The sequence below is a fragment of the Mesorhizobium kowhaii genome, from assembly GCF_042431665.1.
GTDB classification, from domain to species: Bacteria; Pseudomonadota; Alphaproteobacteria; order Rhizobiales; family Rhizobiaceae; genus Mesorhizobium; species Mesorhizobium kowhaii.
Window position 1 is genome coordinate 1 of sequence record NZ_JBHLYT010000145.1, and the last position, 9,640, is coordinate 9,640.

Consider the following 9,640-nt stretch of genomic DNA (forward strand, 5'->3'; position numbering starts at 1 on the left):
TATCAAAATGCTCATCTCACGATCGCTTCGCGCAATGTGTCGCATGAGAGGCAGATGGATGAATGCGTCAGGGCGCTGCACGCCTATCTGCGTCCCGAGCCGGCCGCCGCTCAGCCGGGCGTCTAATAAATCCCGTTAATGAGTTTCCCGCTCCCGACGCGGATAAGAACCCAGGAGCATGCTCGCCCCAGTATTTCATACAAAGTGAACGAGAACCCAAGCAGCCCTCCCAGGAGTATTTGCGCCATGAAGAAAGCTGAGGCTCAGCCAGACCGGAGAGCCTGACGACACCCGAACGACGTCTCGGGTTCGCCCCGTTGTCCCAGCTGCTCCATGAACTTCGATGTAGTCGGCATCCAGCTTCTCCGCGATCATTTAATCTAGCCTTTGCATTTTGTAATCTCTCCCGTGACTCCGCCGCTTTGTCGAGAATACTCCGTGGTGAAATGCTCGATAAGAAGCTGGCCTCTCATGCATTGAGATTCGAAAGGTCTTTGCCCGCAATCTTCGCCGGCACCGACACAAAAAGAAACTGTCCCAGGAGGCGCTGGCGCATGAGGCCGGCGTCGACCGCACCTACATCAGCGCCCAGGAACGCGGCGTTTACGGTGCCAGTATCGATATGGTCCAGAAGCTCGCCAAGGTGCTTGAGGTTGATCCGGCAGCCTTGCTGGATCCTCGATCGGAATAGAGTTGTTCAACAAGGGGTCGGGCGGGTCCGGCACTACAGGATCTGCTTCCCGATGATCCTGTTGCAAATCGTTCCGAGCCTGGCGCGCAAGGGTTCTCGCGGACCGAGCCCGATCTGCTTTGCCGGCCCCAGGCGGTCTCGGCCGTCCATTTTTCCTCGCGGTCACGAGCAGCACTTGACGCAAGAGGAACTGGCGGCGCGCGCTGAGCTTGATCATGCGCTAGGTGGGCGCGATCGAACGCGCCAGCGTGAATGTGCTGGGGCGATTGGCGATCGCTTTGATCCCTGCGATTTGATCAGGCCGTCGAAGAAATAGGGTTTGAGCTTGGCGACTTGATCTCCCAAACCTGGGCGCCAGCGCGCCTTTGGCGCGCACCGGGTGCTCGTGAACCGAGCCCGCTTTTCTTCGGCAGGCTCAGGCGGTCTCGGCCATCCGGCTTCGCCCCCTGGCGCAAAAGCAGCCTTGCGGCTGCCGATGGTCGCCGTCCTTTGGCCGGCGCGGTCTTGGGTTAGCTGCCTTTCCCGGCGGCGCGGGGTGGGCGGCACTCCCTTCTAGGCCCGCCGCGGCAATCCGCAACCCTTCGCTGTCGCTCCGGGTCCTCCACTTCGTTCCGGTCCTTCGGATGCGGTTCGCCTCCGACGGCGGGCCTTTCCGGTCGCGTTTCGCCGCCCACCCCGCTTCCGGGGAAAGGCGTGCGATTGAAGAGCGGAGGATAAAACGATGCGTTCAAACAGTAAGCGTTGCGCCAACGCAAGGGCAGGCGGGCGCCCGGGCGCCAGCCTTTATCAGGAGATCACCGACCGCATTGTCGCCGAGCTGGAACGCGGCACCGTGCCATGGGTCAAGCCTTGGGGCAGGGCCAATGCCGGGCTCGGCCTGCCCAAGAACGCCGCCACCGGGCGCTGCTATTCCGGCATCAACATCCTGATCCTGTGGGGCGCCGTCATCGAGCGCGGCTATCCCTGCCAGAACTGGCTGACCTTCCGGCAGGCGCTGATCCTTGGCGGCAATGTCCGCAAGGGCGAGCGCGGCACGACCATCGTGCATGCCGACCGCTTTGTTCCCAAAGACGAAAAAGAACGCGCCAGCGACGATGGCGAGGAGCCGCGGGCAATTGCCTATCTCAAGCGCTTCACCGTCTTCAATGTCGCTCAGTGCGACGGCCTGCCCGAGCATGTTCGCGCCGCCGCCGAGCCGCTACCCGAACGCGAAATCATCCCGCAGGCCGAAGCGCTCATCCGCTCCAGCGGCGCCGATTTGCGCATCGGCGGCGAACGCGCCTTCTACATGCCCGGTAGCGACTGCATTCAGGTCCCGCCGCAGCCGGCATTTTTCAAGCAGATCGACTATTACAGGACCTGCTTTCACGAGCTTGGCCACTGGACCGGCCACCCCTCGCGCCTTGCCCGCGATCTCTCCGGCTCGTTCGGCTCCAAGGTCTATGCTCGCGAGGAACTGGTCGCCGAAATCGCCGCAGCCTTTGTCTGCAGCAGTCTCGGCATCGAGCCGACCGTGCGCCACGCCGACTATATCGGCTCATGGCTGAAGGTGCTGCGCGAGGACAATCGCGCCATCTTCAGCGCTGCCAGCCGCGCCTCGAAAGCCGCCGATTTGCTGCTCGCTTTCCACCACGATGAAGCCGAGCCGCCGCAGGAGGGGATCGCGGCATGAGCGCCGTGCGCTTCCCATCCCCTCCAGAGCGAGACGACGCCGCAAGACGAGCAAACGCTCGTCCCCGGTGTCCGCCCGATCACCGCGCGACTGGCTCGACCGCCTCATGGAGGCGGCCGCGTGCCGCGCAAAAGCCGCTCGATATCGGCCTCTGGTGAGGCGGATCAGGGAAAGGTCCAGCGAACCTTTCTCCCGCCGAATGCCCGCAATCAACTCGACCTGTTCTGAAAAAGGAGTTTTTGCCATGATCCTGATCACCGACGACCTTTGCGCCCGGCTTCTCGCCAACGGCGCGGCGCAAGTTGAAACCGACCATCAGCCGGTCGTGAAGCTGTTTGATCCGGCAGGCGCGGCGACCTGGCTGTTGACCGAACTCGACCCCGACGGCGACACGCTGTTCGGCCTTTGCGACCTCGGGTTCGGGTACCCCGAACTCGGCAGCGTCAGCCTTGCCGAGCTTCAAACCGTCAAAGGTCCGCTTGGCCTCGGCATCGAGCGCGACCTCCATTTCGAGGGCCGCTTCCCGCTCTCGGTCCATGCGCAGGCCGCGCGCCTCGCCGGCCATATCACCGAGGCCGAACAGCTTCTTCGACAGGCAGCAAGCGTACTCTCGAAGCGCCATTTTGAGCTTTCGCCCGACGTGGCGAGAGAGCGCCGCTAGGCGCCAAACCGTCCCTGCCGCGCCGCTTGTCGCGCCTCGCGTCAGGACAATCCCAACCGAAGAAAAGGAGAAAAACCATGCAGCTTGCCCACATTGCAATCGACCGGCTCAACATTTCCGCCGTCAACATGCGCCATGCCAGACGCGCCCCGGACGTGTCCGGCATTCTGCCCTCGGTTCGCGCGCGCGGCGTTCTCGTGCCGCTTCTGATGCGGCCCAACGGCGCGCCCGACATGTTCGAAATCGTCGCCGGACGCCGGCGTTACTTCGCCGCGAAATCCATTGCCAACGAGCGTGGCGAAGCCGAACCGTTGCCCTGCGCCATCATGGAAGACGGCGACGACGCCGATGCGCTCGAAGCCTCGCTGATCGAAAACATCGCCCGCCTCGACCCGGATGAAGTATCGCAGTGGGAGACGTTTTCGCGGCTGATCAAGCAGGGCCGCACCGTTCCAGACATCGCCGCCACCTTCGGCATCACCGAGCTTGCCGTGAAACGCATCCTGGCGCTTGGCGACCTGCTGCCGAAACTCCGCGAGGCCTATAGGCGCGACGAAATCGACGCCGAGACCGCGCGCCATCTCACCATGGCCTCGAAGGCGCAGCAACAGGACCGGCTGGCGCTTCTTGCCGATCCCGAGCAATACCCGCCGCGCGGCTTCCAGCTGAAGCAGTGGCTGTTCGGCGGCCAGTCGATTTCCACCAAGGTGGCGCTCTTTCCAATCGAGGATTACCCCGGTCTGATGGTGTGCGACCTGTTCGGCGAGGATAGCTATTTCGCCGATGCCGATCTGTTCTGGGAAAAGCAGAACGCGATAATTGCCGCCAGACGCGACGCCTATCTGGAAGCCGGCTGGGCCGAAGTGGTGGTGCTGGAACCCGGCCAGTATTTCCACTCATGGGACCACGAAAAGACGCCGAAGAAAAAAGGCGGCAAGGTCGTCATCACCGTCTCGCATCGCGGCGAAGTCGAGTGTCACGAAGGCTGGCTGTCGCACAAAGAAGCCCGCCGCGCTCGCGGGAAAGCCGATGCCGGTGAGGAAGCAGACACGCCCGCCAAGCCGTCACGCCCCGAGCTTTCTGGCCCAATGCAGAACTATGTCGATCTGCATCGCCACGCGCCGTGCGCGCCGCCATGCTCGATCATGCGGGCACAGCACTGCGCCTGATGGTGGCCCATGCCATCACCGGTTCGGGTCTCTGGCACGTGCGGCCCGGACCGCAACGCGCCGCCAACGAGGCGGTGGCCGCGAGCCTCGCGAACGGCAAGGCCGAAGCCGCCTTCGCCGAAAAACGCCGCGCGGTCCTGGCCCTGCTGAACATGGCCGATGAGAACAGAACCGTCGCCGGGGGAAAAAGCGACGATCATGCCACGGCGAGCGTCTTTGCCCGCCTCCTGGCGCTTCCCGACGAAGACGTGATGCGCGCGCTCACCATCGTCATGGGCGAGACTTTGCAGGCAGGAAGTGTTGTGGTCGAGGCGCTCGGCAACCATCTGAATGTCGATATCGGCGCCGGCTGGCAGCCGGACGAGGCCTTCTTCGACCTCATTCGCGACAGGGAAATCGCCAACGCCATGCTGGCCGATATAGCCGGCAAGCACGTCGCGGACGGCAATGTTTCGGAGAAGGTCAAGACGCAAAAGAAGATCATCCGCGACTTCCTTTGCGGCGAGAACGGCCGCCACAAGGTCGACCAATGGCTGCCGCGCCGGATGAAAGTCCCTGCCGAAACCTATACCGGTCGCGGCGGCTTCCGCACCGCCGATCAGTGGGCGAAAGTCCGCGCGTTGTTCGGCTCCGAATGACCCCTCTCGCTCGGGCGGCGGCACCTCCCTTTACCGCCGCCCACGCGACGTTCCGGTCGGGTGGATCTCGGCATTCAGCCGTCCCTGGCGGTTCGCAACCGCAGTAAGATCCGACCGCCAAACTCCTCGCCATCGGCCAATGATCACCACACCCGCATGGCTGGCAGAGCGCCAGCGCTGATCGGCCCCAGCTGTCGTCGGCACGGCCTCCGAGCGTCCACGGCCCCACCTTGCCGTCGTCTGCTTGTTGCATGCAGCGCGGTCAGCGCGACCTGTCTCCATGTGTCTTCAGGGACCATTTCCCTGCGGCTGGCTTGTCGACCTATGGGCGATCCGGCCCGCCCGAAACCCTCGCCGCCAGCTTTTTTCCCCGCCGCCTGCGGCGGCTTCCTCGCGCCGCTTCGCTTCAAAAAAAGCCGTCCGCTCGGGTCCTTCGCTGTCGCTGCGGCCCTGAAGGGTTCAGGCGTTCCTGACGCGCCCATCACGGTCCGCCATCGCAGGGGAATGGTCCCCGGCGAACAGCAAAAGGAGACTAACATGACCGCGATCGGCTACGTCACCAAGCAGGACAACGGCGGCTACAAGGGCCAGCTCAAGACGCTCAGCGTCCGCGCCGACATCGACATCGTGCCCAACCAGGCCAAGGGTGCCGAAAACCATCCCGACTTCCGGGTGCTGACGCAGGGCGTCGAGGTCGGCGCGGGCTGGATCCGCACCGGCGAGACCTCCGGCAAGGACTATGTGAGCCTGTCAATCGCCGCCCCTGAGTTCGGCCCGCGCAAGCTCTACGCCAATCTCGGCCGCGCCGCCGGGCAGGATGACGACGAAACCTACGCCATCATCTGGAACCCGGTCGACTGATCGGCAAGCCCCAGGCCCTCGCGCCCCAGCCGGCGCGGGGGCTCCTCTCAAGGGGCGGCGAAAACCCATGGTCCGACTCTTCGCCCGTCCCTGAAGCGCCCTCACGCGATCATCCTCCTCGCTTCTCCCACGCGAACGAGGATGATCATGGACGACGAAAACGAGCGCGCGGCCCGCGCCAAGAAGGGCAGCCCGTTCCTCAATACAGCGCAGGCTGCTTTCTATATCGGACTGTCCCAGCGCACCCTGGAAAAGATGCGGCTCACCGGCGGTGGCCCGAAATTCCGCAAGCACGGCCGCTATGTCCGCTACCACATCGACGAACTCGATGAGTGGTCAAAAGGACGCCAGCAGGACTCCGACGCTCAGCATGGAGGCCGGTCATGAGTCGTCCCCCCATCCGTCTGATCGGCAGCCGTTTGCGGCGAATTCGGGTCCGTAAGGCAATCGCCATAGCTGCGATTGGCGTCGGCCTCATCGGCTTCACCGCCTTCGAAAAACCATCGCCCTGGCTGGTCTGGAACGCCTCGGCCAGCGCGCCGCTAGGCCTTTATTTGGTCGCTTCGGCAGCACCGGCGCGCGGCGATCTGGTGCTTGTACGGACCGCGCAAGCGGTCGCCGATCTCGCCGAAAAACGCGGCTATCTGCCCCGCAACGTGCCGCTGGTCAAGCGCATCGCTGCACTGCCGCACGAGCATGTCTGTACCTTCAACGAAGCCATAATCATCGGCGGCGCGATCGTCGCGCGCCGCCTCGCAACCGACATTCAAGGCCGCGCGCTGCCATGGTGGAACGCGTGTCGAAAGCTCGTCGATGACGAGGTCTTCCTGCTCAATGGCGAGACGCCCCGCTCCTTCGACAGCCGCTATTTCGGGCCGGTCCCGGCCTCGAATGTCATCGGGAGGCTGGTGCCGCTATGGACCGACTGACCCTCCTGATGCTGGGCATGATCGCCCTTGCGCCATGCGCCTGTTCCGCCTCGACCGGCGCTGAGCCGGTCGCCATCTCCCATAGTCCGCAGCTTCAAAAGTGGCAGAAGTTCGTATCGGAAGCAAGCAGGCGCTTCCGTATTCCTGAAACCTGGATCTACGCCGTCGTCGATGCCGAGAGCGACGGCAAGACCAGGCTCGATGGCCGTCCCATCACTTCGCGCGCCGGCGCCATGGGCCTCATGCAGGTCATGCCTGGCACCTATCAGGACATGCGGGCCGCGCACGGTCTGGGCACCGATCCGCACGATCCGCACGACAATATCCTGGCCGGCACCGCCTATCTGCGCGCCATGTATGACCGCTTCGGCTTCCCCGGCCTGTTCGCCGCCTACAACGCTGGACCGGTACGCTATGCGGCGCATTTGAAACGCGGAACACCGCTTCCAAATGAGACGGTTGCTTATCTGAAAGGGCTAACGGCGGCCGGGGTTTCGGCCGCCGACATGGATCAGTTCAAGGGCAAATCACCGCGTGCAAAGGCACCAGAAGCTCCCTCCGGAGGATCGCTGTTTTTTCTGCGGAACGGCGAGCTGGCGCGCAAATCGAACGGCAAAATTCTGGTGCCGCTCGGGAAGGATCACCTTGGGACAAGCAAGCCGGACAGCCGGTGAGGGCTGGCGGCTGCGGGTCGGTGAGGGCGGCTGGGCGGGGGCAGAAGCAGGGTCGGCGGAAGGCAAGATAAAGGTACCGCCTCCAGGCGGCAGTCAAGTCTTTGTCTGCACATCGTTTTTCCAAGAGGCTGCTACCGACCGCAGGAGGCTGGGGCGCATAAGCGCTTGATCTCACTCTTGATTAGCTGGAGGCCGGCATGCAGGACGATGAGTTCACGCCGAAGCTAGGCAAAATCCGGTCTAACGGCTCGAAGGCAGGCAAAGGCTACGCTGGACAGGTCAGGGCGGCGATCAACAGAGCAGGCGGCAAGCCCATGCGCGGCGGCCGCTTTACCGGAAGCCGGGCAGGGCGAGGCGGGGCGGCTGCTGCATTACTCAGATCGCGCGATCGATACGCTGCCTTCCGCCAGCGCCGGGTGATGGTCAAGGCGCGCATCGTCAGGCTAGCCGGCAAGGGGCAGGACGGGGCGCGTGCTCATCTGCGTTACATCCAGCGCGACGGTGTCACCCGCGAGGGTGAGCCGGGCGAGCTCTACGGCGCAGACAAGGATCGCGTTGACGGAAAAGAGTTCCTCGATCGCGCGGATGGAGACCGCCATCAGTTTCGCTTTATCGTGGCGCCCGAAGACGGCATCGAGTACGACGACCTGAAGCCGCTCACGCGGCGGCTCATGGCGCAGATGGAAAAGGACCTCGGCACTAGGCTCGATTGGGTCGCCGTCGATCATTTCAACACCGGCCATCCGCACACCCACATCATCGTTCGCGGGAAGGATGACCGCGACGAAAACCTCGTCATCGCGCGGGAATATGTTTCGAGCGGAATCCGCGAGCGGGCGGCCGAGCTGGTCAGCCTCGATCTTGGTCCCCGCACCGACCGCGAGATCGAGCAGCGCTTGCGCCAGGAAATGGACCAGGAACGCTTCACCAGCATCGACCGGCAGCTGCTGCGCATGCGCGACGATGACGGTTTCGTCTCGGCGGCCGGCCGCGACGCGTTTCGCCAAACGTTGCACCAGGGCCGCCTGCGCAAACTGGAGCGCATGGGACTTGCGCAGGAGACCCCTCCGGGCCGTTGGCGCCTGGACGATGAGCTTGAAGTGACGCTGCGCCGCATCGGCGAGCGCGGCGATATCATCAAGACCATGCATCGCGAGCTGACCGGAAAGGGGCTCGCCCGCAGTGCCGCAGACTATGTCGTCCACGATGCGGAACCGAAGACCGAGCCTGTGGTCGGCCGTGTTGTCGCTCGCGGCCTGGCCGACGAAATCAACGACCGGCACTACTTGATCCTCGATGGGATGGAGGGCAAAAGCCATTACATCGATATCGGCAAAGGCGAGGCGACGGAACCGACGCCCGACGGGTACATCGTGCGTGTCACGCCGAGGAACACCGAACCTAGGCAGGTCGACCGCACCGTTGCCGATATCGCCGCGACCAGTGGCGGGCGCTACAGTATTGATATCCATCTCAAGCATGATAGATCGGCCACCGAGCGTTTCGCCGAAACGCATGTCCGTCGACTGGAGGCGATCCGGCGTGCTACCGGCGGCGTGGAGCGTGAGCCGGATGGCACTTGGATCATCGCCCCGGACCATCTGGACCGTGTCGCGGATTACGAGCGCCAGCGGGCCAGAGCCGAGCCTGTGATCGTTGAAAAGCTGTCATCGATCCCGTTGGCGCGACAGGTTAGCTTCGACGGCGCCACCTGGCTCGACCGCGAGCTGGTTTCGGATGCGCCGGAGCCCTTGCGCAATACCGGCTTCGGCCACGAGGTCGGGGAGGCGCAGGCCCGCCGGCGGCAGTGGCTGATCGCTCAAGCGCTCGCGGACGAAGAGCAAGGGCGTATCGTCTACCGCGCCAACATGATTTCGGTCTTGCGTCAGCGAGAGTTGAACCGTGTTGCCGGTCAACTGTCGGGCGAGCTCGGTCTGCCCTATGTCGAAGCCCGGGCAGGAGATCGGATAGAGGGCACATTGCGCCGATCAGTTGAGTTAGCCAGCGGCAAATATGCCGTCGTGGAGAAATCGCGCGAATTCACCCTCGTACCGTGGCGGCCGGTGCTCGAACGATACTTCGGCAAGGAGGTTTCCGGTATCGTGCGCGGGGAGGGGATTTCCTGGACCATCGGCCGGCAGAGGAGCGGGCCGAGCGTTTCGTGACATGGCGGCACGGATTCATTGCCTGTGCGCCAGAATGGGTGCCCTGTCGGAAGGAGTACGCCAGTCGTTGGTGGCGTGTCGTTCGCGTTTGGTCAACGGACGGCAAGTTATTGGTCTGGCGCGAATCATCTTCGGAGTTCATTGGCGGATTCTAGCCGAATCAGCGTATTTTTCGTAACA

General features: G+C 63.7%; 10 protein-coding genes. All 10 read left to right on the top strand.

Translation table 11 applies throughout. From position 1 onward, the window contains the following. Nucleotides 1-475: 475 nt before the first annotated feature. Nucleotides 476-691 (top strand): helix-turn-helix domain-containing protein, encoded by a 216-nt coding sequence (locus ACFFNA_RS36330; protein ID WP_095090521.1) that lies wholly within the window; start codon nt 476-478, stop codon nt 689-691. A 721-nt stretch (nt 692-1,412) separates the two neighbouring features. Then, nucleotides 1,413-2,363 carry an ArdC family protein gene (locus tag ACFFNA_RS36335; RefSeq protein WP_378924798.1) on the top strand — a complete coding sequence of 317 codons (951 nt, stop codon included), beginning with the start codon at nt 1,413-1,415 and terminating at the stop codon, nt 2,361-2,363. 244 nt (nt 2,364-2,607) lie between these two features. Further along, complete coding sequence (locus tag ACFFNA_RS36340) at nt 2,608-3,024, top strand: DUF2958 domain-containing protein (RefSeq protein WP_095090254.1); 417 nt, start codon at nt 2,608-2,610, stop codon at nt 3,022-3,024. A gap of 77 nt (nt 3,025-3,101) precedes the next feature. Beyond that, a complete protein-coding gene (locus tag ACFFNA_RS36345) occupies nt 3,102-4,193 on the top strand; it encodes a ParB/RepB/Spo0J family partition protein (RefSeq protein WP_378924800.1) in 1,092 nt (363 codons plus the stop codon). Beyond that, nucleotides 4,160-4,831, top strand: a complete 672-nt coding sequence (locus ACFFNA_RS36350; protein ID WP_378924802.1) for a hypothetical protein — start codon at nt 4,160-4,162, stop codon at nt 4,829-4,831. Before ACFFNA_RS36345 ends, ACFFNA_RS36350 begins: the two co-directional genes overlap by 34 nt. Before the next feature lie 537 nt (nt 4,832-5,368). Then, complete coding sequence (locus ACFFNA_RS36355; protein WP_095090520.1) at nt 5,369-5,692, top strand: DUF736 domain-containing protein; 324 nt, start codon at nt 5,369-5,371, stop codon at nt 5,690-5,692. A gap of 147 nt (nt 5,693-5,839) precedes the next feature. Next, complete coding sequence (locus ACFFNA_RS36360; RefSeq protein WP_095090519.1) at nt 5,840-6,079, top strand: helix-turn-helix transcriptional regulator; 240 nt, start codon at nt 5,840-5,842, stop codon at nt 6,077-6,079. Continuing rightward, nucleotides 6,076-6,621 (top strand): S26 family signal peptidase, encoded by a 546-nt coding sequence (locus tag ACFFNA_RS36365; protein ID WP_095090253.1) that lies wholly within the window; start codon nt 6,076-6,078, stop codon nt 6,619-6,621. Before ACFFNA_RS36360 ends, ACFFNA_RS36365 begins: the two co-directional genes overlap by 4 nt. After that, the gene (locus tag ACFFNA_RS36370; protein ID WP_378924805.1) at nt 6,609-7,295 is read left to right on the top strand and encodes a lytic transglycosylase domain-containing protein; all 687 of its coding nucleotides are present in this window, start codon (nt 6,609-6,611) and stop codon (nt 7,293-7,295) included. Before ACFFNA_RS36365 ends, ACFFNA_RS36370 begins: the two co-directional genes overlap by 13 nt. A gap of 197 nt (nt 7,296-7,492) precedes the next feature. Further along, complete coding sequence (rlxS, locus tag ACFFNA_RS36375; protein ID WP_095090251.1) at nt 7,493-9,460, top strand: relaxase/mobilization nuclease RlxS; 1,968 nt, start codon at nt 7,493-7,495, stop codon at nt 9,458-9,460. The last annotated feature ends 180 nt before the right edge of the window (nt 9,461-9,640 follow it).

Excerpts from the sequence above, each read along its gene's own strand:
- ACFFNA_RS36335 (WP_378924798.1), top strand. The coding sequence starts at position 1,413 with ATGCGTTCAAACAGTAAGCGTTGCGCCAACGCAAGGGCAGGCGGGCGC.
- ACFFNA_RS36340 (WP_095090254.1), top strand. The coding sequence starts at position 2,608 with ATGATCCTGATCACCGACGACCTTTGCGCCCGGCTTCTCGCCAACGGC.
- ACFFNA_RS36345 (WP_378924800.1), top strand. The coding sequence starts at position 3,102 with ATGCAGCTTGCCCACATTGCAATCGACCGGCTCAACATTTCCGCCGTC.
- ACFFNA_RS36350 (WP_378924802.1), top strand. The coding sequence starts at position 4,160 with ATGCTCGATCATGCGGGCACAGCACTGCGCCTGATGGTGGCCCATGCC.
- ACFFNA_RS36355 (WP_095090520.1), top strand. The coding sequence starts at position 5,369 with ATGACCGCGATCGGCTACGTCACCAAGCAGGACAACGGCGGCTACAAG.
- ACFFNA_RS36360 (WP_095090519.1), top strand. The coding sequence starts at position 5,840 with ATGGACGACGAAAACGAGCGCGCGGCCCGCGCCAAGAAGGGCAGCCCG.
- ACFFNA_RS36365 (WP_095090253.1), top strand. The coding sequence starts at position 6,076 with ATGAGTCGTCCCCCCATCCGTCTGATCGGCAGCCGTTTGCGGCGAATT.
- ACFFNA_RS36370 (WP_378924805.1), top strand. The coding sequence starts at position 6,609 with ATGGACCGACTGACCCTCCTGATGCTGGGCATGATCGCCCTTGCGCCA.
- rlxS (WP_095090251.1), top strand. The coding sequence starts at position 7,493 with ATGCAGGACGATGAGTTCACGCCGAAGCTAGGCAAAATCCGGTCTAAC.